The organism is Microbacterium wangyouchuni (genome assembly GCF_051546305.1).
Classification (GTDB): Bacteria; Actinomycetota; Actinomycetes; order Actinomycetales; family Microbacteriaceae; genus Microbacterium.
On the sequence record NZ_JBPTMA010000002.1, the window covers coordinates 608,171 to 632,323 of the forward strand.

The following is a 24,153-nucleotide window of genomic DNA, read 5'->3' on the forward strand; positions in this document are numbered from 1 at the left end:
GCAGAGGTCGTTACGATCAGGCAGCAGCCGAATGACTCACAGCACCTTGTCGAGGAACTCCTTCGTGCGCGCCTCGCGGGGAGAGTCGAAGATGGCGCTGGGGATTCCCTCCTCCACGACCACTCCGCCGTCCATGAAGACGACGCGATCGCCCACCTCTCGAGCGAAGCCCATCTCGTGCGTGACAACGACCATTGTCATGCCCTCATCCGCCAGGGTCTTCATCACAGCGAGCACATCTCCGACGAGTTCCGGATCGAGCGCCGAGGTCGGCTCGTCGAACAGCAGGATCTTCGGTTCCATCGCAAGCGCGCGAGCGATGGCGACACGCTGCTGCTGTCCGCCGGATAGCTGTGCAGGGTAGGCGTTCTCCTTCTCCGAGAGTCCGACCTTCGTCAGCAGCGCACGACCGCGCTCGAGCGCCGCCTGCTTGTCGAGACCGCGAACTTTCATGGGCGCGAGCATGATGTTCTCGATCACGGACTTGTGCGGGAACAGGTTGAACTGTTGGAAGACCATGCCGATCTCGGTGCGAACGCCGTCGATATTGATCTTCTTGTCTGTGACGTCATTGCCATCAACGATGACGGTGCCGCTGGTGATCTCCTCCAGACGATTGAGGCAGCGAAGCAGCGTGCTCTTGCCGGAACCGGACGGGCCGATGACGCAGACGACCTCGGACTCATCGACTGTGCAATTGATGCCAGAGAGCACTTCGTTGTCACCGAATGACTTATGGAGATCTTTGATTTCAATGATCATGATCAGCGGTCCAATCGTTTTTCAACAATGCTGAGCACCTTCGACAGCGTGAGTGTGATGACGAGATAGAAAGCGGCGACCGTGGTGTAGATCTCGACCGCGTTGAAGTGGCTGGCCGCGATCATACGGCCCTGGAAGATGAGTTCGGGTACGAGTATCACTGAGAGCAATGACGTGTCTTTGATGCTGATGATGAACTGGTTACCCAGCGGCGGGATCATTCGGCGGAAGGCCTGTGGCCAGATCACGTGGAGCATGGTCACGTGCTTGCCCATGCCGAGCGAGCGGCCAGCCTCCATCTGTCCCTTGTCGACTGACTGGACAGCACCTCGAACGATCTCGGCGATATACGCACCGGAGTTCAAAGCGATCACGATGATGCCCGCGACGAGGGAGGGGAAGGTGTAATTGATGATGAGCGGGAGCGCGAAGTAGATCCAGATGGCCTGGACCAGCACAGGGGTGCCGCGGATCAGCTCGACGTAGACGGTGGCCAGCCAGTAGAGCGGTTTAATCTGGCTGATGCGTCCCAGGCCGACGAATGCGCCGATGACGAAGCCGATGCCGATGCCGATCACCGAGACCAGCAACGTGTAATAAAGACCGACCCCGAGCGCCGGGAGGAATTCGATCACTCCGGCCCAGTTGAAGTTTGCGAGTGCGTGCATGTCGAGTGTGCCTCTCATGGAAGAGGCGGGTGCATGATTGCACCCGCCTCAACGAATAGTGCGTGGATACTACTTGGCGTCCACGCCCATGGCGGCAAGATCCTCGAGCCAGGTGGGCTCCTCGCCGAACCACTCCTGGTAGATCTCGGCGTAGCGTCCGTCGTCGATGATGTTGGCGAGCGCCTGGTTCATGGCCTCGACGAGTGCCTCGTTCTCCTTCGACACGGCGATGCCGTACTCCTGAGCTTCGTACAGGTCACCGACGGCCTTCAGCTTTCCTTCGCCGGTGGTCTTGATGTAGTACTCGACGTTGGGAGCGTCATACAGCAGGGCATCTGCGGTGCCGCCCTCGACTGCGAGGTACATCTGGTCGAGCTGCTCGAACGGAAGAGCCTTCGCGTCGGGCACGTTCTCAGCCAGGTAATCCAGCGGTGCTGAACCCAGTCGAGACGCGACGGTCTTGCCCTCGAGGTCTTCCATGCTGGTGATGTCGGTGTTGTCGACGGGGACGCCGATACGGGTACCGGACTTGTAGTACGGGCTGGTGAAGTCCACAGCGCCCTTGCGTTCTTCGGTGATCGTAATACCGGCGATGGCGATGTCGAATGCGCCGGTCTGTAGGCCGGGGATGATGCCGTCGAAGTTCGTGACTTCGAGGTTCACGTCGAAGCCGACCTCATCGGCGATCGCGTTGACGATGTCCATGTCGAACCCGACGTGCTCACCATCCTGGTCGAACTCGAACGGAACGAAGGAGCTGTCCGTGGCGACCGTATAGGTGTCCTTGAGGTCGCTGCCGCCTGCGCCTTCGCCGTCGCTTTCGGGGGCGTCACCACCTGCGCAGCCGACCATTCCTACCGAGAGCGTGATGGCTGCCAACGTGCCGATTCCGGCGGTGAATGAACGCTTTGTAAACTGCATTGTTTGCCCTTCCGAAGCTTGAGCCCCCGAGTAGGGGATCCCGATCCACGCTATGGAGCGGTCAAGAGGCGTGTCAACACGTCCGGGTGGATATGGGCCGATTCCGTTGTGAATCCCGCCGTGCTGCGCTTCGGCGCTCGCAGCCCGGTCGGACCTGGGCCGCGCCCATCGCGCGGAACGTGTCCACGGGAGGATTTCCGAGGATCGATACCGCCGCTCGCGCGCGCACGGGCGCGAGGAAAAGACCTGGCTGCAGGTGATAAAGAAGGTGGTCGCGTCCTCGATCTCGCACCCGGGTTCATCGAGCGGATGCGGTCGGGCACAAATCGTCCGTATCGGTCGCGTGGGGACGCCCCAGCACGGACGGAGTCGTCGTCACCTAACGGCTAACATCACGTTCTGGTACCAAGTGCTGCGGACAGCAAAGAAGGGCCGTCCGATGGACGGCCCTTCTGCAGAATGTGTGCCCCCGACAGGAGTTGAACCTGCGACCTACGGTACCGGAAACCGGCGCTCTATCCACTGAGCTACGGAGGCGTACCGATCGAGAATATCACCGACTGGGTGCGGACTCCGCAATGCCGGCCTCGGTTGTGGGCGCGGCGGCCAGATCTGTCAGCGCGGCGGCGACCTTTTCCGCAAGATAGCGGTGCCCTGCGGTCGACGGATGCCGGTTGCCGAGGTCGATATCGATGACATCGCGGTAATTGAAGAATGTGATCCATTCCGCGTGGATGGGGGAGACATACCACCAGCCGCGTGCGCTCGCGAGGGCGGCCAGATCCTGGTCGATTCGCACGGTGCCGTCTTCAGCAGGAAGGATGTGCGGTGCGGGCCCCAGCACGACGATCGCGGCATCCGGATACTTCGCAGCCAGCGCGTCCCACGCTGCGTTCACGGCATCGCGGTAACCGGCAGCGCCCTGCGTACGGTCGTTTATGGAACCCTGAATGATCACCAGGTCGGGATCGAGCGCAGGATCCAGCCCCGCGATGCGCTCTCCGAATGCCGGCCCGTCGACCCCAGGTTTGAGATAGCCGCTGCCGCGCACACCGTCGACGGTGGTGGTGCCGCCGATGAGATCGGCCAGTACATACGCGTAACCGAGGCTCGGAGCGCTGGCGGCCGAGCCGTATGTCCACGAGTCGCCGAAGACGAGAACATGCGGATGCTCTGGCAGAGCCAAAGGCTCCGGAACGATTGCAGCCGGCCTGTCGGCGGCGAGCACCGGCGTCGCGGTGGGGGCAGGGATCCAGGGGCGCCAGACGCCCAAGGCCACCGCGCACAGTGCCACGACGAGCACGGCGATCAGCGTCGTTGCTCGTGCGCTTCGGCGCGTCTGTGCCCAGGCCATGGCATGAGGGTAGGCGATCGGATGCTGATCGCCAATTCAGCGCGGAAAAATGCGTCTGCGTGCGCCGTAGACTTGACAGGCTATGAACCCTGACACTCTTGCCGAAGCCATTCTCGCTGTCGTCACACCGATCGCGGCAGCCCTGCGCCCCGACGAGACGCTCGACCTCGACGTCTCCGACATCGTCCTGGAGCGTCCGCGCAACCGCGATCACGGCGACTGGGCCTCAAACCTGGCGATGCGTCTGGCGAAGAAACTCGGTACGAACCCGCGTGAGCTCGCACAGCAGATCGCCGATGAGGTCGCCCGCGTCGATGGCGTTGCCAGCGCCGAGGTCGCCGGCCCCGGCTTCATCAACTTCCGCCTCGATGCGGCCGCGGCTGGCGTGCTTGCGAAGACCATCGTCGAGGCCGGAAGCGACTACGGCACCAACACCTCGCAGCAGGGTGTGAGCGTGAACGTCGAGTTCGTCTCTGCGAACCCGACCGGCCCACTGCACATCGCGCACACGCGCTGGGCGGCTCTGGGCGACTCGATCGTGCGGTTGCTGCTGGCCAGTGGCGCCAATGCCGTCCGCGAGTACTACATCAACGATGCCGGTGCGCAGATGCAGCGGTTCGCGGCATCCGTCGTGGCTGCAGCCAACGGGCAGCCGACCCCCGAGGGCGGCTACCCGGGGGAGTACATCGCGTCGCTGTCGGCGCGGGTGCTGGAGGCGCGCCCTGATCTGCTTGAGCTGCCTGAGACAGAACAGCTGAAGGTGGCCGAAGATCTCGCCTACGAGTATCAGCTCGCCGAGATCAAGAGCTCGCTCGACCGCTTCAATGTGCCTTTCGATGTGTGGTTCTCGGAACGCTCGCTGCACGAGAAGGACGCGTCCGGGTCCAGCCTCATCGATCAGGCAGTGGATCGCCTCCGTGAGCAGGGGCACGTCTTCGACGAGGACGGCGCCGTCTGGGTGCGCACCACCGATTTCGGCGACGACAAGGATCGGGTCATCCGCCGCTCCAACGGCGAGTACACCTACTTCGCCGCCGACGCCGCCTACTACCTGAACAAGGGTGACCGCGGATTCGAGAACAAGATCTATCTGCTCGGCGCCGATCACCACGGGTACGTTCATCGGCTGAAGGCCATCGCAGGCGCCGCCGGTCAGGACCCGGAGAAGAACGTCGAGGTGCTGATCGGGCAGATGGTGTCGATCAATGGCGCCCGCCTGTCCAAGCGTGCCGGGAACATCATCGAGATGGACGATCTGCTGGACTGGCTCGGCACCGATGCGCTGCGCTATTCGCTGGAGCGCTCACCCGCAGACTCGCCGCTGGACCTTGACCCGGAGCTGCTGCAGAAGCGCACCAACGACAACCCGGTGTTCTACGTGCAGTACGCGCACGCGCGCACTCACAATGTGGGCCGCAACGCCGCAGACTCGGGCGTTGACCGCTCGGAGTTCGCTCCGCAGACGCTGACGCACGAGACGGAGTCCGCTCTGCTCGGCGCCCTTCAGGAGTTCCCGCGCATCGTCGCGTTCTCCGCTGAGGTGCGCGAACCGCACCGGGTTGCGCGCTATCTCGAAGAGCTCGCGGGTCTTTACCACCGCTGGTACGACAACTGCCGCGTTACGCCTCTCGGTGACAGCCCGATCGAGAGCGTGCACCGCACCCGTCTGTGGTTGAACGACGCCACCGGTCAGGTTCTGCGCAATGGCCTCGGTCTGCTCGGCGTTTCCGCTCCGGAACGCATGTGATGTCTGACGACGTTGTGCGGCGCGGGCGATGGCCCTGGGTGCTGCTCATCGTCGTCGCAATACTCGCGGTGCTCATCGTCGTCGCGGAGTTCGTCGCGCGCAGCATCCTGCCCGGCATTGTGCGCGGCATCGTGATCGAGCAGCTCGAGCTGCCCGCCGATCAGGAGCTCGACGTGGATGCCTCCGGCATACTGCTGCCGCAGCTGATCGGCGGGCGGCTCGATGAGCTGCACCTGCAAACGGACGCTGTGACCATCGGCGGTGTCACGGGAGCCGCTGCTGTCACGGCCGTCGGAGTTCCGCTTCACGGCGGAGTCCTCGACGGGGCCGCTGGCACCGTGCGCATCGACCAGGACGAGTTCGTCGCTTTGGCGGCAGCATCCGACCTGCCGATCGATGAGATCGCATTCGCTGCGCCGAATGTCACAGCAACGAGCAGTTTCACGGTGATCGGTGTGCCGGTTCCGGTTGCCCTGACCGTTGAGCCGGGGGCGGATGCCGGAGAACTTCTGCTCACACCCGTCGAGCTGCGAGTCGCCGGGGTCACGCTGAACGCCGCCGAGATCGCCGAGCGATTCGGAGACGCGGCGGCGGGGCTGACACAGCCGCACCGGATCTGTATCGCGGATCAGCTTCCTGCTGGCATCACCGTCACCGGTCTCACGATCCAACACTCCACAGCTGTCATCGACGTCGACGTGGATGGTGCGATCATCACCGACGCGGCACTGCAGCACAACGGGGTGTGCAGCTAAGAACCCCGCTGCTCCTCAGCTGCAGCCTCTTCCGCAGCGCGCAACGCTCTGGTCGTCATAATCACATCGTGTTGAGCGAGCTGTACGCGTCGCTGTGCGAAGGTGCGCGCTGCCGCCCGCGCTGACACGCGGTCGTGTTCTTCTTCGGCGCCGGTGACGATGTAGGCGCACGCGACCAGAATCACCTGGGTGCTGAGGTTGAGCCAGATCAGCAGCGCCAACAGTGAGGCGAAAGAGGCCAGCAGCGGATTCGACGTTGCACCTCCCACGAACAGGCTGGAGAGCTCCTGCAGCACTAGCAGTCCCAAGCCGCCCAGCATCGCACCGGACCAGACCGCACGCGTCGACGCGCGCTGACCGGACAGTAAACGGAAGACGCCGTAGATGAGCAGCGCATCCAGTGCGAACACGACTAGGAGGGAGACGATGCGGATGCCCCACACCGCCCCGGTGGCATCCGATGGCACGCCGAGCAGATCCGTCACGAATCCGATTCCGATGCGTGCGAGGAAGGTGACGGCGGCCGCCGCGACGAACGAAACCGCGATACCGACAGCCAATGCGAGGTTGCGCACGATGACCCACACCCAGAACATGTCATCCATCACGGAGCCCGCAATCGTGCGAACGGCGATGCGCAGGGAGCCGATCGCACCGAGCGCTGCACCGATCAGTGCGATCAGCGAGATGATGCCGGCGATCGAGAGACCGGTGGGAGCCTCGATCGTTGCGGGATCCTCAACGACGCCGCCTTCGCCGATGAGTCCGGGGATGGCCGAACTGATGGCGTCGGTGATCGCCTTCCACGCGGCAGTGTTGCCCTCCAGCCACAATGACGCGATGGAGAAACCCAGCAGCAGTCCCGCGAAGACGCTGAACAGCGCCCGGTACGTGACACTGTCGGCAAGAGCGGGGCCGCGCCTGTCGGAGTACAGCAACGCCGCCCGCACGAGCTTGCGGGCCAGCGCCCAGGCGATGGCGGACCTCACGAACGCTGCCACGCCGCCAGCCTTGTCGCTGTGCTCGGATTCCGTTGTGTGCGTGTTGGGCATGCCTTCACCGTAATGAATGATCGTGTGTGTCGAGGAGGGACTTGCGGATGCATGTCGGCGCGCGCCGTTGCTCTAGAATCGGGGCAACCTCGATTGGCGTGATCTGGCCCGAGGATTCCCTCCACGATTGGTGCTCTGTGCTGTCTCACGCAGAATCGCTCGCCCCGGAATGGCTTGTAGAGCCAGAGGACGCCAACTCTTTGGCGCCACTGGTTTGGCCCAAATCAGCAGCCCGCGACGACAGCGGTGCACTGACGATCGCGGGGATGACAACGACAGAATTGGCGCGGACGTACGGCACCCCTCTGCTCGTACTCGACGAGTTGGAAGTCCGCAGCCGCGCACGCGCATTCTTCACGTCATTCTCCGAATCTGCCGCCGCACACGGGACGAGTGCGCGCGTCTATTACGCCGGCAAAGCTTTCCTGTCCACAGCGGTCGCACGCTGGGTGACCGAGGAGGGCCTCAACGTCGACGTCTGCACGCGCGGGGAGTTGGAGATCGCCCTCGCAGCCGGCGTGGAGCCTGCACGTATCGGGTTCCACGGCAACAACAAGTCGCTCGCCGAGATCGAACGGGCCGTAGAGGTCGGCGTCGGGTCGATCATCATCGACAGTGCGATCGAGATCGAGCGGGTCGCGGCGGCCGCCGCGCAGCGCGGCGCTGTGCAGCGCGTGCTGGTGCGAGTGAACAGCGGCGTGCACGCTGAGACGCATGACTTCCTCGCGACCGCCCACGAGGACCAGAAATTCGGCATGCCGTTGACGGACGCCGAAACCGCAGTCGCACGCATCCGCGCTCTGCCGAGCCTGGAATTTCTGGGACTGCACTGCCACATCGGCTCGCAGATATTCGGCGTCGCCGGATTCAGGGAATCAGCATCGCGCGTGCTGGAACTGCACGCGAAGCTCCTCGCCAGCGGCGATGCCCCGCTGCTGAACCTCGGCGGTGGTTTTGGAATCGCCTATACGGGTGCCGATGATCCAACACCGATTGAGCAGCTCGCCGCAGAGATCGTCGAAACGGTCGCCGAGGGATGTGCGGCACGCGGCATTCCGATGCCGCAGCTCGCTTTTGAACCAGGGCGAGCGATCATCGGCACTGCCGGCGTCACCCTTTACGAAGTGGGCACGACCAAGAACGTGCGACTGGAGCGCGGGAGCCGGCTGTATGTCAGCGTCGACGGCGGAATGAGCGACAACGCGCGACCGGCTCTGTATGGCGCGCAATATTCGGCTCGCGTCGCTTCGCGTCTCAGCGCGGCGGATGCCGTGTTGGCCCGTGTCGTCGGCAAGCACTGCGAATCCGGTGACATCGTCGTCGACCACGAGTATCTCCCCGGCGACATCGCCCCAGGAGACCTACTGGCCGTTCCGGCGACCGGCGCCTACTGCGCTTCGCTGTCCAATAACTACAATCACGTCCCTCGTCCCGCGGTCGTCGCGGTCGCAGACGGCACTTCCCGCGTCATCGTGCGCGGCGAGAGCCTGGAAGATCTTCTCGCGCGGGACGCCGGGATCAGCACGAATGAAGGAGCACGATGACCGACCTTGCACACAGCGATGCGGCTCAGGGGAACAACACAGCGGAGTATCGAAAGCTTCGGGTGGCGTTGCTCGGCGCCGGTGCCGTCGGCTCCCAGGTCGCCGACCTGCTGCTGCGTCACGGAGCCGAACTGGCGGACCGTGCCGGTGCATCTCTGGAGCTCGCCGGTATCGCGGTACGCGATGTCGATGCTCCGCGTGATGTGGACCTCCCGAAGGAGCTGTTCACCACGGATGCCGAGAGCCTGATCGTCGGAAGCGACATTGTGATCGAGCTGATGGGTGGTATCGAGCCCGCCCGCACCAACATTCTGACCGCGCTGAACTCCGGTGCCGATGTTGTCACGGCCAACAAGGCTCTGCTGGCAACGCACGGCACTGAGTTGTTCGAAGCGGCCGACCAGGTGGGCGCTTCGGTGCACTACGAGGCCGCCGCCGCCGGTGCGATCCCGATCATCCGTCCGCTGCGCGATTCGCTGGCCGGAGACCGGGTTGTGCGTTTGATGGGAATCGTCAACGGCACCACGAACTACATCCTCGACCGGATGGACTCCGAGGGAGCCGACTTCGATGAGGTGCTCGCTGACGCACAGCGGCTCGGCTACGCGGAGTCAGATCCGACCGCAGATGTCGAGGGCTTCGACGCCGCGCAGAAGGCGGCGATTCTGGCATCCCTCGCGTTCCACACCACGGTTCCTCTGGAAGCGGTGCACCGTGAGGGCATCACCCAGGTCACGCCCTCGATGATCGAAGAGGCACGTGCTGCCGGATTCGTCATCAAGCTGCTCGCGGTGTGCGAACGCATCACCACTGATGCCACCGAATCGATCTCGGTCCGTGTGTACCCGGCACTGGTCTCGCGCACGCATCCACTCGCCACGGTGCACGGGGCGAACAACGCCGTGTTCGTGGAAGCAGAAGCGGCCGGCTCGCTGATGTTCTACGGCGCCGGTGCCGGCGGCGTGCAGACCGCGTCCGCTGTGCTCGGTGACGTCGTCTCCGCTGCGCGCCGTCATATCGCCGGAGGTGTCGGCGTGGGGGAGTCCACGCGGGCGAACCTGCCGACGGTGCCGATCGGTCATGTCATCACCCGGTACCAGATCACCCTCGAAGTGTCCGACCAGCAGGGCGTGCTCGCCACGATTGCCGGCATCCTCAGCGAGGGCGGTGTCTCGGTCGCCACACTCGTGCAGACGATCGAGTCGGAATCTGACCCCACCGCCCGCCTGATCATCGGTACGCACCGCGCGCCCGAGCAGGCTCTGAGTGACGCTGTTGCGGCGCTGGCGTCCAGTTCGGTCGTCGACCGAGTCGTGTCCGTACTGCGCGTGGAAGGCGAGTGATGGCGGTTTCGGACCCCGAGCTTGTCGAGGGGCGCACCGTCCAGGTGCAGGTGCCGGCCACGAGCGCAAATCTCGGACCGGGCTTCGACACGCTCGGACTCGCACTCAGCGTTTACGACGAACTCACGGTGTCCGCGCTGTCGGACGACCGGATCGAGATCGAAGTCACCGGCTCCGGGGCATCCGAGATTCCGCGAGACGAATCGAACCTCATCGTTCGCTCGATGGCGCATGTCTACCGGGATGCTGGACGCGATATGCCCGGCGTGCGCATCGTCGCACACAACGGTGTGCCGCACGGGCGCGGACTCGGGTCATCCGGCGCAGCGGTCACGGCCGGCGTGCTGGCAGCTAAGGGGCTTCTTGCTGGCGAGGTCGACTTCACCGACGCCGACCTGCTCCGCTTGGCGACCGAGCTGGAAGGGCACCCCGATAACGTCGCACCGGCTCTGTTCGGAGGTCTGACGATCGCCTGGACAGGAGAGCGCGGCCCGCAGCACAAGAAGTTGCTGGTGCACCGTGGCGTTGCGCCACTCGTCCTGGTGCCGGAGCGGACCATGTCGACGAGCCTTGCTCGTTCGCTGCAGCCTCCGCATGTGTCGCGTGAGGATGCCGTGTTCAATGTTTCTCGCTCCGCGCTGTTGATCGCAGCTCTCACGCAGAGCCCGGAGCTGCTCCTGGACGCGACGGCGGATCGACTGCACCAGGACTACCGGGCAGAGGCGATGCCGGAGACGCACAAGCTCGTCATGGCGCTGCGTGCGGCTGGATTCGCCGCCGTCGTCTCCGGGGCAGGACCCAGCGTTCTCGTTCTCGCCGATGGGCCAGGCAATCGCCAGTTCGCAGTGGAGCTGGCCGAATCCATCGCCGACACCCCGTGGGATGCTCTCATGCTGGCCGTCGACGTGCGTGGTGGTACAGTAAGGGAACGAGCGGAGGGCTCCACGTAATTTCGTGAATCTGGCCCCCATCGCAATTCTGCGAGATCCGCACGCAACCCCCAGAACTGCTTCACTGTTCTGGCTGGTGGGCGCCGAGCGTCTACCCGTGCGATCGCGCGCAGCACCCGTTGTGCGCGAGACATGCTCATTTCCCACGACATATGAGGGAGTACTCGTGGAGAATTTCTCCGAGACCCAGAACGACCAGGCAACACCCGTCGCCGAGACCGTAACCGCCGAGACAACAGCTCCGCCGCGCAAGCGCGCGCCGCGCCGGGCGACGACCGCCACGGCGGCAGCGAAGACCAAGCAGGAAGCCGAAGCGGCCTCCGCTGAGGCGGCATCCGCGCCGGCTGAATCTGCTCCGGCAACGGCTGCGCCGGCTGAAGCTGCTCCGGCTGCTGAAGCTGCTGCGGCCGAGGCTGCGCCGAAGGCGAAGACCCCGCGTCGCAGCCGTGCCAAGAAGACTGAAGAGGCACCTGCTGCAGCCGCCGCTGCGTCGGACGACGCAGCAGTTGCACCCGCAGCAGCTGAATCGGTCGACGCACCAGCTGAGGCACCGAAGGCTCCGGCCCGCGGCCGTCGCAAGAAGGCAGATGCTGCCAGCGACGCAACTGCCGAGTCCAGCACGAACGACAAGGCTGACGCGGGCGACGCGACAGCGAGTGAGTCGAACGATACCGGTGCCGATGCGAGCACCGAATCAGCCCCGGCTGCCAAGAGCGGCCGTGGTCGCAGGACTACCAAGGGCGCGAGCGCTGACAAGTCGAACGCTGACAAGGCTGACGCTGACAAGGCTGACGCGGACAAGGCTGACGCGGGCAAGGCTGACGCAGACAAGTCCGGCGCAGACAAGTCCGGTGCAGACGCGAAGTCCGCTGACAACGTGTCATCCGAGAAGGCTGGCTCCGGCGAGAAGTCGGTGCAGTCCGACTCGGCTGAGAATTCCGACAAGTCGGACTCCGCAGACAACAACTCCGATTCGAATGACGGCGAAGAGGGCTCCGGCCGTGGCCGTGGTCGCAACCGCAACCGCAACCGTGGTCGCAGCCAGAACGGCGGCAGCGACAACCAGCAGCAGAGCTCCGACGACGACAACGCCAACAGCAACAGCCGGGGGCGTCAGCGCAACAAGCGCCGCACCAACGGGACCTCCGACGAGTTCGAGACCGAGGTCGGCGAGGACGACGTACTGATCCCGATCGCCGGTATCCTCGACGTTCTCGACAACTACGCTTTCGTCCGCACCACCGGCTATCTCGCCGGCGCCAGCGACGTCTACGTTTCACTCGGCCAGGTGAAGAAGTACAACCTGCGCAAGGGCGACGCGATCGTCGGTGCGATCAAGCAGCCTCGTGAGAACGAGCAGCAGGGGCGTCAGAAGTACAACGCACTGGTGAAGGTCGACTCGATCAATGGCCTGTCCGTCGACGACGCGGCCACCCGCGTGGAGTTCGGCAAGCTCACCCCCCTCTACCCCCAGGAGCGCCTGCGTCTGGAGACGGCTCCTGAGAAGCTGACCCAGCGCATCATCGACCTGGTCGCTCCGATCGGCAAGGGTCAGCGCGGCCTGATCGTCGCGCCTCCCAAGGCCGGTAAGACGATCGTCCTGCAGCAGATCGCCAATGCCATCTCGCAGAACAACCCTGAGGTCCACCTCATGGTCGTCCTCGTGGACGAGCGTCCTGAAGAGGTCACCGATATGGAGCGCACTGTGAAGGGCGAGGTCATCGCCTCGACCTTCGACCGCCCCGCAGAGGACCACGTAACGGTTGCTGAACTCGCCATCGAGCGCGCCAAGCGTCTCGTCGAGCTGGGTCGCGACGTCGTCGTTCTGCTTGACTCGATCACCCGCCTGGGTCGCGCGTACAACATCGCAACTCCCACCTCGGGCCGCGTGCTCTCCGGTGGCGTCGACGCCGCAGCGCTCTACCCGCCGAAGCGCTTCTTCGGTGCTGCTCGCAACATCGAGAACGGCGGATCGCTTACGATCCTTGCCACTGCGCTCGTCGAGACCGGCTCCAAGATGGACGAGGTCATCTTCGAAGAGTTCAAGGGCACCGGCAACAGCGAACTGCGCCTGTCGCGCCAGCTGGCAGACAAGCGCATTTTCCCGGCCGTCGACATCAATGCATCGTCTACGCGTCGCGAAGAGATGCTGCTCTCGGCCGACGAGGTCAAGATCACCTGGAAGCTGCGTCGCGCGCTTGCGGGCCTTGATCAGCAGCAGGCATTGGAAGTCGTGCTCGGCAAGCTCAAGGAGACGCAGTCGAACGTCGAGTTCCTCGTGCAGATGCAGAAGTCGATGCCTGCTCCGGTGGCCGGTGGCTCCAGCCACAGCCATGAGAACAACATCCGCTGATCGCGAACTGAGCGGAGCAGAGGCGTGTTCGATTCGGTTCAAGCACTGATCGAGGAGCACCGCCGGGTGCAGGAGGAACTCTCCGACCCGGCGGTGCACGCCGACGCCGCCCGCGCGAAACGGGTCAACCGGAGATACGCCGAGCTGAGCAAGATCGTCGCAGCGCACGACGCGTGGGTCGCGGCATCCGCTGATCTCGAGGCTGCGCGCGAGTTCGCCAAGGAGGACGAGGCATTCGCCGAGGAAGTGCCGGTTCTGGAAGAAGGGCTGGCGCAATCGCAGGAGAAGCTTCGCCGTCTGCTGATCCCACGCGATCCGGACGACGCACGCGACGTGATCCTGGAGATCAAGGGTGGTGAGGGCGGCGCCGAAAGCGCCCTCTTCGCCGGCGACCTCTTGCGCATGTACATCCAGTACGCCGCCCACAAGGGGTGGAAGACCGAGCTGCTCGAGCACAACGAGTCCGACCTCGGCGGCTACAAGGATGTGCAGATCGCGATCAAGGGATCGTCTACGGATCCTTCCCAGGGCGTCTGGGCTCATCTGAAGTACGAGGGTGGGGTGCATCGTGTGCAGCGAGTGCCCGCCACCGAATCACAGGGGCGCATTCACACCTCGACGACCGGCGTGCTGGTCTTTCCTGAGGTTGATGAGCCGGAAGAGGTCGCGATCAGCCAGAACGACCTCAAGATCGACGTGTACCGGTCCTCGGGCCCGGGCGGTCAGTCGGTGAACACGACCGACTCCGCAGTGCGAATCACCCATCTGCCGACCGGCATCGTCGTCTCGATGCAGAACGAGAAATCTCAGCTGCAGAACCGCGAGGCCGGTATGCGCGTACTGCGTGCTCGTATTCTCGCCAAGCGGCAAGAAGAATTGGATGCCGCGGCATCTGATGCACGCAAGTCGCAGATCCGCGGGATGGATCGCTCGGAGCGCATCCGCACCTACAACTTCCCGGAGAACCGGATCGCCGATCACCGGACGGGCTTCAAGGCATACAACCTTGATCAGGTGATGGACGGGGCTCTTGACCCGATCATCGAGAGCGCGATTCACGCTGACGAGGAAGCGCGCCTCGCGGCCATCGGCTCCGAATCCTGACTCGTACCGCGCCGGCAGCACTATGATCAGGTCGTGATCACATTTCTGCTGCGCACACTGATGTTCCTCATCTCTGCGGGCATCGGGCTCATCGTCGCCGATTTCGCGCTCGAGGGCTTTGAGATCGAGTGGAATAAGTGGTGGGGATTCGTTGTGTGCATCGTGATCTTCACGATCCTGCAGAGCGTGCTGAGTCCGTGGATCAGTAAACTCGCCGACCGCTACGCTCCCGTGCTGCTGGGCGGGATCGGCATCATCTCGACGCTCGTCGCACTGATTGTGGTTGTTCTGCTGCCGATCGGCGGCCTGCGCATCAACGGAATCGTGTCGTGGATTCTGGGTGCCGTCATCGTCTGGGTGGTCACCGCGTTGGGATCGGTATTGCTGCCGCTGATTTTCCTCAAGCGCAAAGTAGTCCAGCGCCCCGGGCGCTGACCGCTCAAATCGAGTAGTCGGCGGCGATCCGCAGAGAGCTGAAATCGTCGCGACCACCGCGTCTGCGAGCACGCGCCGGGACACCGACGAGGATGCTGTCCTGTGGGGCATCCTTGGTCACTACGGCATTCGCACCGACCACGGTGTTGCGTCCGACAGTGATCGGGCCGAGGATCTTCGCGCCGGCGCCCACGACCACACCGTTCGCGAGCGTCGGATGCCGTTTGCCGGTGTCATCCTGCGTACGGCCGCCCAGCGTCACCCCGTGATACAGCATCACGTCATCGCCGATCTCGGCAGTCTCGCCGATCACGACTCCTGAGCCGTGGTCGATGAAGAAGCGTCGCCCAATCTTCGCGCCGGGATGAATCTCAATCCCGGTCATCCAGCGCGCGAACTGCGAGTTTGCACGCGCCAGGAAGCGCAGCCGCCGACGCCACAGGCGGTGCGAGACCCGATGCGCCCAAACGGCGTGGAGACCGGGATAGAGCAGGCCGATCTCTACGCCGGATCGTGCAGCAGGGTCGCGAAGGCGCGCAGCGGCGACGTCCTCGCGCATTCGACCGATCACGTGCTCAACTCTCGCGCAGGTCCTCGAACAGTGCCGTGGAGATGTAACGCTCGCCGGTGTCGGGCATGATCGCAACGATGGTCTTGCCAGCGTTCTCCGGTCGCGCGGCAACCTGCAGCGCGGCCGACAGTGCGGCACCGGAGGACATTCCGACTAGCAGACCCTCCTTGGACGCCAGTTCTCGGGCCAGTCGCAGCGATTCGTCGAACTCGACGGCGATGACCTCATCGAGAACATCGCGATCGAGGACATCAGGGACGAAGTTCGGGCCGATTCCCTGAATCTTGTGCGGCCCCGGGTGTCCCTCGGTGAGAACGGGGGAGTCCTTGGGTTCGACGGCGACCACGATGACGTTGGGATTGGCCTTCTTGAGCGCCTGGCCGGTTCCGGTGACAGTGCCGCCGGTGCCGATTCCAGCGACCAGGATGTCGACGTTGCCGTCCGTGTCGCGAAGAATCTCCTGCGCGGTGGTTTCGCGGTGGATCTGCGGGTTCGCCGCGTTCTCGAACTGGCGGATCCACACAGCCCCGGGAGTCTCGGCGACGATGCGCTTGGTCTCCTCGATCGCTCCACTCATTCCCGTCGTCGGGTCGGTGAGCACGATCTCCGCGCCGAAGGCCTTCAGCAGCACACGACGCTCTTTCGACATGGATGCCGGCATAGTGAGGATGACACGATAGCCGCGGGCCGCTCCCACCATGGCCAGTGCGATGCCGGTGTTGCCGCTGGTGGATTCGACGATGGTGCCACCGGGCTTGAGCTCGCCCGATGCCTCGGCGGCGTTGACCATCGCGATGCCGATGCGGTCTTTGACACTCCCGGCCGGATTGTAGGACTCGAGTTTGACGAGGACTGTGGCGCCGAGGCCCTCGGTCAGGTGGTTCAGGCGGACCAGTGGCGTGTTGCCGAAGGCCGTCGTGATGTCTGAATGGATGCCGCTCATGATGTGGCCCTTCGTCCGAGAAACGGTGCGTGACAAAGCCTATGCGAGTCGATGCAGCTGTGGGGGCAATGTGACGCAGCCGCACGGGTGAGCCGTACGCTGGAAGGATGCCCGAACCATCCGTCGCCGCCGTTGTACGCTCCGCCGCCGAGGAACTCGCACGCGCAGGCGTCCCTGACCCGCTCGTGGATGCGGAGCTGCTCGCAGCGCACGTGCTCGGACTCCGCCGCGGCGAAGTGCAGGCGGCGATCATTCGCGGCGACACCATGAGCGAGCGCAATATTTCGGACCTCGAACCCCTGATCTCGCGGCGCGCTGGACGAGAGCCGCTGCAGCACCTCACCGGGATCGCACCATTTCGCCACCTCGAATTGGCCGTCGGACCCGGAGTGTTCGTGCCGCGGCCGGAGACAGAAACAGTCGCCCAGTTCGCGATCGACGCTCTGCTGAATGCTCCGGATCCCGAGCCCATCGGCGTCGACCTGTGCACAGGAAGCGGCGCGATTGCTCTGGCCATGGCCACCGAGGTCGCTCATTCCAGGATCTTCGCTGTGGAGCTCTCCCCGGATGCACATGCCTGGGCCGCTCGAAATACCGCTGGAGCGGATAACCTCACGCTCGTCCATGGCGATCTGGCCGATACGCTGCCCGAACTCGATGGGACGGCTGCGGTGGTGATCTCCAACCCGCCATACGTTCCGGATGATGCGATTCCTCGTGATCCTGAGGTGCGATTGTTCGACCCCGCGCTGGCGCTTTATGGCGGGCCCGACGGATTGGACATCGTGCGTGTGCTCAGCACGCGGGCGCTGCGCCTGCTTCGACCCGGTGGGCTCCTGGTGATCGAACACGGCGAACTACAGGGGGAGCAGATTCGCGATCTGCTTGCCGCCGACTCCTGGCGGGCACCGACGACGCACCGTGATCTCACCCAGCGTGATCGTGCCACGACGGCGCTTCGCCCCTGACACCGAGAACGGCCCGTCCGGCCGGTGCACGTAGACTGTTGGGGTCATGTCCTCTGTCTTCGATTGCCACGATGAGGCGCAGCTACTTGCCGGAATGCGCCATGCTCGTCAGGCGATCGCGCGCGGCGAGCTCATCGTCCTGCCCACCGACACCGTCTACGGCCTCGCGGCCGATGCTTTCACGCCCGCGGCCGTGCAACGACTGCTCGATGCGAAGGGGCGTGGACGCAATCAGCCGCCGCCGGTTCTTGTCGCCAGTCAATCGGCTCTCGCCGCGCTGGTGGAGGAGATTCCCGAGCCCGTGCAGCGACTCGTCGACGAATTCTGGCCGGGCGGACTGACCATCATCCTGCCCGCCCAGCCATCACTGTCCTGGGACCTTGGCGACACACTCGGCACGGTCGCCGTACGGATGCCGGATCTGCATCTGGCCCTGGAGCTGTTGGCAGAGACCGGCCCGCTGGCAGTGTCGAGTGCGAATCTGACCGGTAAGGATGCCGCTGTGTCAGCGGTCGACGCCGAGCGGATGCTGACGGACAGCGTCGCGGTATACCTCGATGGCGGCTTCAGCCAGAGCGGCGTCGCCTCGACGATCATCGATGCGACCTCTCTTGTACGCCGTGGCGCCGATGACGATTCCGAGCCGCGCGTGCGTGTCCTGCGCGAGGGGGCGATCTCGCGGCAGCGTCTGGAAGCAGTGCTGGGCGAGCTGCTGGAACCGGAACCCTCGCCGGACGGCGCGGCGTGAAGCAGTACCTCTTCACCATCATCCTGACCGCGACCATCACGCTCGTGATGTCGTGGGTCGTCTGGCAGCTCAGCCTGCGCTTCAAGCTCTACCCGGGCATCCGGGAACGGGACGTGCACACCACGCCGACGCCGCGGTTGGGCGGCGTGGCGATGTTCCTCGGAATCGCTGCTGCGATCGGCGTCTCCTCGGCCAACCCGTTCTTCAGCATCATGTGGGTGCCGCCGCAGACGATGTGGGCAGTGCTGGGGGCAACACTGCTGATCGCCGTCATCGGCGTGATCGATGACCTGTGGGACCTGGACTGGATGATCAAACTCGGCGCGCAGTTCCTGGCGGCGGGGATCATCACCGTGGTGGGTGGGCTGCAGATCCTGGCGCTGCCGCTGGGCGACATGATCATCTTCTCGAGCTGGTTGAGCATCGCCGTGACGATGTTCGCCATTGTGATCGTCATGAACGCCGTCAACTTCATCGACGGCCTGGACGGACTGGTCGCGGGCGTCTGTCTCATCGCGAACAGTGTCTTCTTCGCATACTCGTACATCCTCACGCGCGACACCGGTGCCAGCAGCTACTTCAACCTGGCATCCTTTCTCGCAGCGGTCGCCATCGGCGCGTGCCTCGGCTTCCTGCCGTTGAACTGGAGCCCGGCGAAGCTGTTCATGGGCGACTCCGGCGCACTCGTGATGGGCCTGTTGATGTCGACAGCTGCTATCTCGCTGACCGGGCAGATGTCTTCGGCGGCGATGGACCCGGAAGAGTTCGGCCGCTCGCAGCTGCTCGGTGCATTCATCCCGATTCTGCTCCCGCTGGTGGTCGTCATGCTGCCACTGCTCGATTTCGGACTGGCCGTGTTCCGACGGATGCGCGCGGGCAAATCCCCGTTCTCGCCGGACCGCAAGCACCTGCACCACCGGATGCTCGATCTCGGGCACCGCGACCGCGATGCCGTGCTCATCTTTTATGCCTGGACGGCGGTCATCTCGCTCGCCGTGCTCTTGATGTACGTCGGAACGCGGGAGGACTGGCCCGGTCAATATCTGCTCGGCGTGGCGTTCGGCGTGATCGGCATCGCAGCCTGCCTGATTGTCACCCTGCTTCCCTCGCATCCCGAAACGCGAAAAGCTCAACCGGAGAACATCTGATGAACAACGTCACCGTCTCAAGTACACCCGTCCTTCGCGCCGCCCTCATCTGGGGGATGAGCATCGGCGGGGCCGCGCTGCTGATTGCCGCTGTTGTCGGCTTCCTGGTGGCTGGGGGACCGGGGCTGTGGAGCGGCGTGGTCGGTGCGCTCGTGGGTGTGATCTTCCCTGCGCTGACGGCAGCGAGCATTCTGTTCGCGAACCGCTGGTATGGAAAGCCGGCGTTCCTGCAGGCTTTCTTCGGAATCGTCATGGGTGCGTGGCTGCTCAAGTTCGTGCTCGTGGTCGTACTCCTGCTCGTGCTGTCGCAGCTGGCGTGGGTCGTGCCGCTGGTCTTCTACATATCGCTGGTCGCCACAGCGGTTGCCTCACTGGCTGTTGACCTGGTGGTGATGCGCAAGATTCGCATCCCCGCGGCATCCGATGTGGTGCTGCCGGAAGTGGATCCGGAAGCATGATGCGGCCCGGCGTACTGAAGCACTCGGAGTTTTTGATAGAGTGTTTGAGTCACCTTGTGGAAGTTGTCTGGCGGTGAAACCCAGGCCCTGCAGGGACCTTTTTCTCACCTCCCGATGCGTTGGGTCCATCCCACGCGAGAAGCAGGAGTCGATCCGTTGACTTACGCGAGTGCGGTCTTGCTGGCCGCCGACGATAACCAGTTCCACCCGCCGTCGATTGGTGATTTTTTCCCTCCCGCCCTCTTCTTTGAGGGAACGGCGTTCGAGTTCACCCGGATCAACCTCGCGCAGGTCATCGCAACTGTGGTGCTGGTGCTCGTGCTCCTCATCGGAACACGACGTCTGAAGGTTGTTCCTGGTCGTTTCCAGAGTGTGATCGAGCTCTTCTTCGGATTCGTCCGCGAGCAGGTCGCCTACCAGGTCCTCGGCGAGAAGGACGGCAAGCGCTTCCTGCCGATTCTCACGACGATGTTCTTCGGCATCCTGTTCATGAACCTCACCGGCATCATCCCCGGCATCAACATCGCCGGAACCGCCGTCGCCGGAGTTCCGCTGATGCTGGCGCTGGTCGCCTACGTGGTGTTCATCTACGCAGGAATCCGCAAGCACGGTGGACTGCGTTTCTTGAAGAACTCGCTTGTACCGAGTGGCGTTCCCGTCTACCTTGTGCCGATCATCGCCCTCGTGGAATTGATCTCCACCTTCATCGCGCGACCGGTCTCGCTGTTCCTGCGACTGCTGTTGAACATGATCGTCGGGCACATGATGCTCGTGCTGTTCTTCTCGGCCACGCACTTCTTCCTGCTGAGCATGAACTGGCTCACGCCGTTCGCCATCGGAACCTTCGGACTGAGTTTCGCATTCACTCTGTTCGAAACCTTCGTCTACGTTCTCCAGGCATACGTCTTCACAATCCTGACTGCGGTCTACATCCAGCTCGCAGTCGCAGAAGAGCACTGACGAGCATCCAATCGGATGCTCGCCCTACGAAAGGAAATAACCAGTGGACGCTACGACAGTTCTCGCGCAGATCACGGGTAACATCGCAACCGTCGGTTACGGTCTGGCAGCGATCGGCCCGGCTATCGGCCTCGGCATCATGATCGGCAAGACCATCGAAGCCACCGCGCGTCAGCCTGAGCTTGCTGGACGACTGCAGACCACGATGTTCATCGGTGTCGCATTCATCGAGATCCTCGCGCTCATCGGCATCGCCACGCCGTTCATCTTCGCCGCGATCTGACCCCGCCGCCCGCGACTCGAGAATAAGGAGACAGGATGCTGAACGCTCTTGTCACTCTCGCGGCCGATGGCGAAGTCGGTAACCCGCTGCTCCCAGCGAGTTACGACATCATCTGGTCGCTTGTGTGTTTCATCATCATCTTCGTCGTGGTCTGGCGGGTGGCTCTTCCCCGACTGGCGACGGTGCTCGACGCGCGCTCCGCGGCCATCGAAGGCAACATCGCGAAGGCAGACGAAGCTCAGAAGGAGGCGGAGGCGGCTCTCGAGGAGTACACGCGTCAGCTTGCTGAGGCGCGTACCGAAGCCGGCGAGATCCGTGAGGCCGCCCGTGAGGACGGCAAGAAGATCGTCGCCGAGGCCAAAGAGACCGCGACTACTGAGGCAGCACGTGTGTCGGCTCTCGCCCACGCACAGATCCAGGCCGAGCGTGAGACCACACTCGTCCAGCTGCGCTCTGAGGTCGGAACCCTCGCGATCGACCTTGCCGGTGGCGTGGTCGGGGAGACTCTCTCCGACGATGCTCGGGCATCCGCTGTTGTCGACCGTTTCCTCGCAGACCTCGAGGCAGCAGACAAGGCGGCCAAGTAATGGGCAGCGCGACCACTCAGGCACTCGAAGCTTCGACTGCGGCCCTCGCTCAGGCGAAGGGCATCACCCTCGACACGGCCGGTGAGTTGTTCACCGTGGCGCGTCTGGTGGGGGAGTCGGGGCAGCTGAGCGGCGCGCTTGCCGATCCGGCTGCTCCAGCAGGTTTGCGGGAGCAGATGGTGGCATCTGTCTTCAGCACCGCGTCAGAGGCGACCCGTCAGGTGCTTGCCGTTGCCGTGGGACAGCGCTGGTCTGATGCGGGTGGGCTAATCGCCGGCATCGAGGAACTCGCGATTCGTGCTGCGGTCATCGCTGAGCCTCAGGCAGACGTGGAGGGGGAGCTGTTCTCCTTCCTTCGTGTCATCGCCGCCAATCCGGAACTCGAGCTTGCGCTCGGCGGACGGATGGGCGACAACGGCGCCAAGCGCGTTCTGGTCGACAAGCTCATTGCGGGCAAGGCCTCTACGGCGACCACGCTGATCGCCTCGTCGCTGGTTCTCCAGCCTCGCGGCCGAAGGGTGCGTCAGCTTCTGAACCGGGCGATGAAGATCGTTTCGGCGCAGGGCGGACGCATCGTCGCCACGGTGCACACGGCAACAGCGATGACCGCTGCGCAGCGGACGCGTCTCGGCGAGGCGCTGTCGCAGCGCTACGACGGACAGATCTCGATCAACCAGATCATCGACCCCACAGTTGTGGGCGGACTGCGTGTGCAGGTCGCCGACGACGTCATCGACGGCAGCATCTCCGCGCGGCTCGCCGAACTTCGACAGAAGCTCGCGGGCTAATACGACTTCGCGCGGGGAACCGCGCAGACTCTCTCAATACAAAGGGAAGACAATGGCAGAACTATCGATCAGCCCCGACGTCATCCGTGACGCGCTGAAGGACTTCGCCGCTGCGTACGAGCCCACCGGCCCGGCAGCAACCGAAGTCGGCACCGTCGTGGACGCCGCTGACGGCATCGCCCACATCGAGGGCCTGCCCGGCGTCATGGCGAACGAGCTCCTCACGTTCGCCAACGGCACGCAGGGCCTCGCACTGAACCTCGACGAGCACCAGATCGGAACGGTCGTCATGGGCGACTTCTCCGGTATCGAAGCTGGCCAGGAAGTTCGCCGCACCGGCGAAGTCCTCTCGGTCGCCGTCGGTGATGGCTACCTCGGCCGCGTCGTCGACCCGCTGGGCAACCCCATCGACGGTCTCGGAGAGATCGCATCTGAGGGACGCCGCGAGCTGGAGCTGCAGGCGCCTGGCGTCATGCAGCGAAAGAGCGTGCACGAGCCGATGCAGACAGGTATCAAGGCAATCGACGCCATGATCCCGGTCGGCCGCGGACAGCGCCAGCTCATCATCGGTGACCGTCAGACCGGTAAGACGGCCCTGGCGATCGACACGATCATCAACCAGAAGGACAACTGGGCGTCTGGCGACACCAACAAGCAGGTTCGCTGCATCTACGTCGCCATCGGCCAGAAGGGCTCGACGATCGCCTCCGTCAAGGGTGCGCTCGAAGATGCTGGCGCTATGGAGTACACGACGATCGTCGCAGCTCCCGCGTCGGACCCGGCAGGCTTCAAGTACATTGCGCCCTACACGGGATCTGCAATCGGACAGCACTGGATGTATGGCGGCAAGCACGTCCTCATCATCTTCGATGACCTGTCGAAGCAGGCTGAGGCCTACCGTGCCGTTTCCCTGCTGCTGCGTCGTCCGCCGGGCCGCGAGGCTTACCCGGGTGACGTCTTCTACCTGCACTCGCGTCTGCTCGAGCGTTGCGCGAAGCTCTCCGATGAGCTCGGTGCGGGTTCCATGACGGGGCTTCCCATCATCGAGACCAAGGCCAACGACGTCTCCGCATACATTCCGACCAACGTGATCTCCATCACTGACGGCCAGATCTTCCTGCAGTCAGACCTCTTCAACGCTAACCAGCGTCCGGCGGTCGACGTGGGAATCTCGGTCTCGCGAGTCGGTGGTGACGCTCAGGTCAAGTCCATCAAGAAGGTGTCTGGAACGTTGAAGCTGGAGCTGGCGCAGTACCGCTCGCTCGAGGCTTTCGCGATGTTCGCAAGCGACCTGGACGCGACTTCTCGTCGTCAGCTCGACCGCGGTGCGCGCCTGACTGAGCTGCTCAAGCAGCCGCAGTACTCGCCGTACCCGGTGGAAGACCAGGTCGTCTCGATCTGGGCGGGCACCAATGGCAAGCTCGACACGATCGCGGTCGAAGACGTTCTGCGCTTCGAGCGTGAACTGTTGGATCACCTGCGTCGCAACACGAAGGTGCTCGACACTCTTCGTGAGACGAACGTTCTCGATGACGACACGGCTGCCGAACTGAACAAGCAGGTTGATTCGTTCATCCTGGAGTTCCGTGGCGGCAACGGTCAGGCTATCGACGCCGTCGGCCATGAAGAGCACTCCGCTGCTGATGTGGATGACATCAACCAGGAGAAAATCGTCAAGGGCCGTCGCGCGTAATCGCGTGAGGTACTGAAA

At 63.9% G+C, this 24,153-nt stretch carries 24 protein-coding genes and 1 tRNA gene; 17 read left to right on the forward strand and 8 right to left on the reverse strand.

Going from position 1 to position 24,153, the window contains the following annotated elements:
- Positions 1-36: 36 nt before the first annotated feature.
- The 5 genes from ACSS7Z_RS06205 to ACSS7Z_RS06225 all read right to left on the reverse strand — a co-directional run bounded on the left by ACSS7Z_RS06205 (position 37) and on the right by ACSS7Z_RS06225 (position 3,705).
- The gene (locus ACSS7Z_RS06205) at positions 37-762 is read right to left on the reverse strand and encodes an amino acid ABC transporter ATP-binding protein (protein ID WP_438253606.1); all 726 of its coding nucleotides are present in this window, start codon (positions 760-762) and stop codon (positions 37-39) included.
- A gap of 2 nt (positions 763-764) precedes the next feature.
- On the reverse strand, positions 765-1,430 hold the full coding sequence (locus ACSS7Z_RS06210) for an amino acid ABC transporter permease (RefSeq protein ID WP_438253607.1): 666 nt from the start codon (positions 1,428-1,430) through the stop codon (positions 765-767).
- A 69-nt stretch (positions 1,431-1,499) separates the two neighbouring features.
- Complete coding sequence (locus ACSS7Z_RS06215) at positions 1,500-2,351, reverse strand: transporter substrate-binding domain-containing protein (protein WP_438253608.1); 852 nt, start codon at positions 2,349-2,351, stop codon at positions 1,500-1,502.
- Between the two features lie 464 nt (positions 2,352-2,815).
- Positions 2,816-2,888: transfer RNA gene (locus ACSS7Z_RS06220), tRNA-Arg, on the reverse strand.
- Positions 2,889-2,904: 16 nt separating this feature from the next.
- Positions 2,905-3,705, reverse strand: coding sequence for an SGNH/GDSL hydrolase family protein (locus tag ACSS7Z_RS06225; RefSeq protein WP_438253609.1), 801 nt, complete (start codon positions 3,703-3,705; stop codon positions 2,905-2,907).
- Positions 3,706-3,787: 82 nt separating this feature from the next.
- Here ACSS7Z_RS06225 and argS point away from each other — a divergent pair, with 82 nt between their 5' ends.
- Both argS and ACSS7Z_RS06235 read left to right on the forward strand, forming a co-directional pair.
- Entirely contained in the window at positions 3,788-5,452 is a 1,665-nt protein-coding gene (gene argS, locus ACSS7Z_RS06230) for an arginine--tRNA ligase (protein ID WP_438253610.1), read from the forward strand.
- On the forward strand, positions 5,452-6,207 hold the full coding sequence (locus ACSS7Z_RS06235) for a DUF2993 domain-containing protein (protein WP_438253611.1): 756 nt from the start codon (positions 5,452-5,454) through the stop codon (positions 6,205-6,207). The genes argS and ACSS7Z_RS06235 overlap by 1 nt, the downstream gene beginning before the upstream one ends.
- Here ACSS7Z_RS06235 and ACSS7Z_RS06240 read toward each other — a convergent pair.
- The gene (locus ACSS7Z_RS06240) at positions 6,204-7,259 is read right to left on the reverse strand and encodes a YhjD/YihY/BrkB family envelope integrity protein (protein WP_438253612.1); all 1,056 of its coding nucleotides are present in this window, start codon (positions 7,257-7,259) and stop codon (positions 6,204-6,206) included. The genes ACSS7Z_RS06235 and ACSS7Z_RS06240 overlap by 4 nt on opposite strands.
- Positions 7,260-7,396: 137 nt before the next feature.
- On the opposite strand from ACSS7Z_RS06240, the gene lysA reads away from it, so the two are divergent.
- From lysA to ACSS7Z_RS06270, 6 genes are all read left to right on the forward strand, one after another.
- Positions 7,397-8,803, forward strand: coding sequence for a diaminopimelate decarboxylase (gene lysA / locus ACSS7Z_RS06245; RefSeq protein WP_438253613.1), 1,407 nt, complete (start codon positions 7,397-7,399; stop codon positions 8,801-8,803).
- Complete coding sequence (locus ACSS7Z_RS06250; protein WP_438253614.1) at positions 8,800-10,146, forward strand: homoserine dehydrogenase; 1,347 nt, start codon at positions 8,800-8,802, stop codon at positions 10,144-10,146. Before lysA ends, ACSS7Z_RS06250 begins: the two co-directional genes overlap by 4 nt.
- Positions 10,146-11,096 (forward strand): homoserine kinase, encoded by a 951-nt coding sequence (gene thrB, locus ACSS7Z_RS06255; RefSeq protein ID WP_438253615.1) that lies wholly within the window; start codon positions 10,146-10,148, stop codon positions 11,094-11,096. Before ACSS7Z_RS06250 ends, thrB begins: the two co-directional genes overlap by 1 nt.
- A 166-nt stretch (positions 11,097-11,262) precedes the next feature.
- On the forward strand, positions 11,263-13,449 hold the full coding sequence (rho, locus tag ACSS7Z_RS06260) for a transcription termination factor Rho (protein WP_438253616.1): 2,187 nt from the start codon (positions 11,263-11,265) through the stop codon (positions 13,447-13,449).
- 24 nt (positions 13,450-13,473) lie between these two features.
- Positions 13,474-14,553: a peptide chain release factor 1 gene (gene prfA / locus ACSS7Z_RS06265; RefSeq protein WP_438253617.1), complete on the forward strand. Its 1,080-nt coding sequence runs from the start codon at positions 13,474-13,476 to the stop codon at positions 14,551-14,553.
- Positions 14,554-14,586: 33 nt separating this feature from the next.
- Positions 14,587-14,988 (forward strand): hypothetical protein, encoded by a 402-nt coding sequence (locus ACSS7Z_RS06270; RefSeq protein ID WP_438253618.1) that lies wholly within the window; start codon positions 14,587-14,589, stop codon positions 14,986-14,988.
- A 4-nt stretch (positions 14,989-14,992) separates the two neighbouring features.
- On the opposite strand, the gene epsC is transcribed toward ACSS7Z_RS06270, so the two are convergent.
- Together epsC and cysK are read right to left on the reverse strand one after the other, a co-directional pair.
- On the reverse strand, positions 14,993-15,547 hold the full coding sequence (epsC, locus tag ACSS7Z_RS06275; protein WP_438253712.1) for a serine O-acetyltransferase EpsC: 555 nt from the start codon (positions 15,545-15,547) through the stop codon (positions 14,993-14,995).
- Positions 15,548-15,563: 16 nt separating this feature from the next.
- Complete coding sequence (gene cysK / locus ACSS7Z_RS06280; RefSeq protein WP_438253619.1) at positions 15,564-16,502, reverse strand: cysteine synthase A; 939 nt, start codon at positions 16,500-16,502, stop codon at positions 15,564-15,566.
- A gap of 107 nt (positions 16,503-16,609) precedes the next feature.
- Between cysK and prmC the strand changes: the two genes are divergently transcribed.
- From prmC to atpA, 9 genes are all read left to right on the forward strand, one after another.
- Positions 16,610-17,470 carry a peptide chain release factor N(5)-glutamine methyltransferase gene (gene prmC / locus ACSS7Z_RS06285; protein ID WP_438253620.1) on the forward strand — a complete coding sequence of 287 codons (861 nt, stop codon included), beginning with the start codon at positions 16,610-16,612 and terminating at the stop codon, positions 17,468-17,470.
- Between the two features lie 46 nt (positions 17,471-17,516).
- Positions 17,517-18,218 (forward strand): L-threonylcarbamoyladenylate synthase, encoded by a 702-nt coding sequence (locus ACSS7Z_RS06290; RefSeq protein WP_438253621.1) that lies wholly within the window; start codon positions 17,517-17,519, stop codon positions 18,216-18,218.
- Complete coding sequence (locus tag ACSS7Z_RS06295) at positions 18,215-19,366, forward strand: MraY family glycosyltransferase (RefSeq protein WP_438253622.1); 1,152 nt, start codon at positions 18,215-18,217, stop codon at positions 19,364-19,366. Before ACSS7Z_RS06290 ends, ACSS7Z_RS06295 begins: the two co-directional genes overlap by 4 nt.
- Positions 19,366-19,824 carry a Cg1360 family ATP-synthase-associated protein gene (locus ACSS7Z_RS06300; RefSeq protein ID WP_438253623.1) on the forward strand — a complete coding sequence of 153 codons (459 nt, stop codon included), beginning with the start codon at positions 19,366-19,368 and terminating at the stop codon, positions 19,822-19,824. The genes ACSS7Z_RS06295 and ACSS7Z_RS06300 overlap by 1 nt, the downstream gene beginning before the upstream one ends.
- A gap of 114 nt (positions 19,825-19,938) precedes the next feature.
- A complete protein-coding gene (atpB, locus tag ACSS7Z_RS06305; protein ID WP_438253624.1) occupies positions 19,939-20,784 on the forward strand; it encodes a F0F1 ATP synthase subunit A in 846 nt (281 codons plus the stop codon).
- Between the two features lie 43 nt (positions 20,785-20,827).
- The gene (gene atpE / locus ACSS7Z_RS06310; protein ID WP_438253625.1) at positions 20,828-21,067 is read left to right on the forward strand and encodes an ATP synthase F0 subunit C; all 240 of its coding nucleotides are present in this window, start codon (positions 20,828-20,830) and stop codon (positions 21,065-21,067) included.
- 35 nt (positions 21,068-21,102) lie between these two features.
- Positions 21,103-21,654 (forward strand): F0F1 ATP synthase subunit B, encoded by a 552-nt coding sequence (locus ACSS7Z_RS06315; RefSeq protein WP_438253626.1) that lies wholly within the window; start codon positions 21,103-21,105, stop codon positions 21,652-21,654.
- Positions 21,654-22,442: a F0F1 ATP synthase subunit delta gene (locus tag ACSS7Z_RS06320; protein WP_438253627.1), complete on the forward strand. Its 789-nt coding sequence runs from the start codon at positions 21,654-21,656 to the stop codon at positions 22,440-22,442. Before ACSS7Z_RS06315 ends, ACSS7Z_RS06320 begins: the two co-directional genes overlap by 1 nt.
- Positions 22,443-22,494: 52 nt before the next feature.
- Positions 22,495-24,135, forward strand: a complete 1,641-nt coding sequence (gene atpA, locus ACSS7Z_RS06325; RefSeq protein ID WP_438253628.1) for a F0F1 ATP synthase subunit alpha — start codon at positions 22,495-22,497, stop codon at positions 24,133-24,135.
- Positions 24,136-24,153 lie beyond the last annotated feature (18 nt).

What these genes read in the sequence shown, in the direction of transcription:
- ACSS7Z_RS06205 (WP_438253606.1), bottom strand. Translation starts at nt 762, where the DNA reads ATGATCATTGAAATCAAAGATCTCCATAAGTCATTCGGTGACAACGAA.
- ACSS7Z_RS06210 (WP_438253607.1), bottom strand. Translation starts at nt 1,430, where the DNA reads ATGCACGCACTCGCAAACTTCAACTGGGCCGGAGTGATCGAATTCCTC.
- ACSS7Z_RS06215 (WP_438253608.1), bottom strand. Translation starts at nt 2,351, where the DNA reads ATGCAGTTTACAAAGCGTTCATTCACCGCCGGAATCGGCACGTTGGCA.
- ACSS7Z_RS06225 (WP_438253609.1), bottom strand. Translation starts at nt 3,705, where the DNA reads ATGGCCTGGGCACAGACGCGCCGAAGCGCACGAGCAACGACGCTGATC.
- argS (WP_438253610.1), top strand. Translation starts at nt 3,788, where the DNA reads ATGAACCCTGACACTCTTGCCGAAGCCATTCTCGCTGTCGTCACACCG.
- ACSS7Z_RS06235 (WP_438253611.1), top strand. Translation starts at nt 5,452, where the DNA reads ATGTCTGACGACGTTGTGCGGCGCGGGCGATGGCCCTGGGTGCTGCTC.
- ACSS7Z_RS06240 (WP_438253612.1), bottom strand. Translation starts at nt 7,259, where the DNA reads ATGCCCAACACGCACACAACGGAATCCGAGCACAGCGACAAGGCTGGC.
- ACSS7Z_RS06250 (WP_438253614.1), top strand. Translation starts at nt 8,800, where the DNA reads ATGACCGACCTTGCACACAGCGATGCGGCTCAGGGGAACAACACAGCG.
- thrB (WP_438253615.1), top strand. Translation starts at nt 10,146, where the DNA reads ATGGCGGTTTCGGACCCCGAGCTTGTCGAGGGGCGCACCGTCCAGGTG.
- epsC (WP_438253712.1), bottom strand. Translation starts at nt 15,547, where the DNA reads ATGCGCGAGGACGTCGCCGCTGCGCGCCTTCGCGACCCTGCTGCACGA.
- cysK (WP_438253619.1), bottom strand. Translation starts at nt 16,502, where the DNA reads ATGAGCGGCATCCATTCAGACATCACGACGGCCTTCGGCAACACGCCA.
- prmC (WP_438253620.1), top strand. Translation starts at nt 16,610, where the DNA reads ATGCCCGAACCATCCGTCGCCGCCGTTGTACGCTCCGCCGCCGAGGAA.
- ACSS7Z_RS06290 (WP_438253621.1), top strand. Translation starts at nt 17,517, where the DNA reads ATGTCCTCTGTCTTCGATTGCCACGATGAGGCGCAGCTACTTGCCGGA.
- ACSS7Z_RS06300 (WP_438253623.1), top strand. Translation starts at nt 19,366, where the DNA reads ATGAACAACGTCACCGTCTCAAGTACACCCGTCCTTCGCGCCGCCCTC.
- atpB (WP_438253624.1), top strand. Translation starts at nt 19,939, where the DNA reads ATGCGTTGGGTCCATCCCACGCGAGAAGCAGGAGTCGATCCGTTGACT.
- ACSS7Z_RS06315 (WP_438253626.1), top strand. Translation starts at nt 21,103, where the DNA reads ATGCTGAACGCTCTTGTCACTCTCGCGGCCGATGGCGAAGTCGGTAAC.
- ACSS7Z_RS06320 (WP_438253627.1), top strand. Translation starts at nt 21,654, where the DNA reads ATGGGCAGCGCGACCACTCAGGCACTCGAAGCTTCGACTGCGGCCCTC.
- atpA (WP_438253628.1), top strand. Translation starts at nt 22,495, where the DNA reads ATGGCAGAACTATCGATCAGCCCCGACGTCATCCGTGACGCGCTGAAG.